2 protein-coding genes are annotated in these 1,204 nt (G+C 36.7%); both read right to left on the bottom strand.

From position 1 onward, the window contains the following. A partial coding sequence (locus DW793_RS14285; RefSeq protein WP_147342236.1) for a hypothetical protein occupies window positions 1–551 on the bottom strand: 551 nt, incomplete at its 3' end. Beyond that, window positions 536–964: a hypothetical protein gene (locus DW793_RS14280; RefSeq protein WP_147342235.1), complete on the bottom strand. Its 429-nt coding sequence runs from the start codon at window positions 962–964 to the stop codon at window positions 536–538. The genes DW793_RS14285 and DW793_RS14280, both read right to left, overlap by 16 nt. Window positions 965–1,204: the final 240 nt, after the last annotated feature.

Raw genomic sequence — 1,204 nt, 5'->3', positions numbered from 1 at the left:
GCATAAATTTCCTTGTTCGGAGTTTCGTCAAAGTAAAACACCCAGCATGGAACAGCTTCATATATGTCATACGAGCAGTAAGTTGCCCAGGGAGCTTTTTCACGGTCTTTTTCTTCATCTCCTGTGCTGTTCTCAATATTACCTTTTTTAATCATACAGTATTCAATAGCTATACGCTTGACGTTCAACTTCATATTTGTTGCTAAAGTATCACTTAAACATTTAGCGGCAGAAACAGGATCGGATGTACTCGTCAATTCACCGTCGATTTTATATTCTTCAAAGTAGGAGTTCGTGACAAAATTATTGACCTCGTTTCCGCAGATATATGCGAAAGCGCAGGACACGATCATATTTTCGTCAATGCTATCATAGCCTGCATATTCCAAAATATTTACGTCAGATACGGACTGAGTATAATTTGCCAGATAAAAATAGCCGTCCGAACATTCATACAAGCTTATTCTAGATACTGACAGATCATTGGAATAATTGCAGAAATTTGTAAAATCATCAGCAAAATCCTGTGCTAACTTTACAGCCTCAGGCACAGATAGCTCTCCTTCACTGCCAACAAGCTATATTTTTCTGAGCTTTCCACAGCTTCGGAGTATGGAAAAGTCTTGACGAATTCGGATTCATTGTAATATTTTTGCACATCAAAAACCTTTTGATACGAAAAAAAACCGGTACATCCGATCGACAATTGCAGACCCTTTTCTTTATCCTCATAGCTCGAACCTGTTGGGTAAGTAGTATCGTCATTCGTAATATTTGCTTCATCGAAATCTTCATCATAATGTGTGAATATTTCCTTGTAATTATCCTCAAAACCTGTAGGACATATAAAATCTCCTGTTTTTATCTTCTGCGGAATATCTATATCAAGGATATCACTGAAATTCATATTGTCACATTCAAGCTTTTTAAGTTCATCTATATACTCCGATTTCTTTTTACTCATTTCATCCAGCGAAGTGAGAGCATATCCCTGAGTCGCAGTGTTTTCATTTTTTAATCCTTTCTTAACACTTTCAGGTGTCTCTGCACAAGATGACAAGAATAACAGCGACAGGCATAAAATCGTACTTGTTATTTTTAAATGTAGCTTCATATTGTTGCTCCTTTGATTTCTTATAATACAAGGCAATACCGCACAAAGACTGCTTGACGGTGTTATGCGGTATCGCCTTATATTTTTATG

It is taken from the genome of Ruminococcus sp. AM31-15AC (assembly GCF_003462045.1).
Classification (GTDB): Bacteria; Bacillota; Clostridia; order Oscillospirales; family Ruminococcaceae; genus Hominimerdicola; species Hominimerdicola aceti.
The sequence above is the reverse complement of the archived record's forward strand: the minus strand, read 5'-3'. Positions and strand labels throughout refer to the sequence as shown.

What these genes read in the sequence shown, in the direction of transcription:
- DW793_RS14280 (WP_147342235.1), bottom strand. Translation starts at nt 964, where the DNA reads ATGAGTAAAAAGAAATCGGAGTATATAGATGAACTTAAAAAGCTTGAA.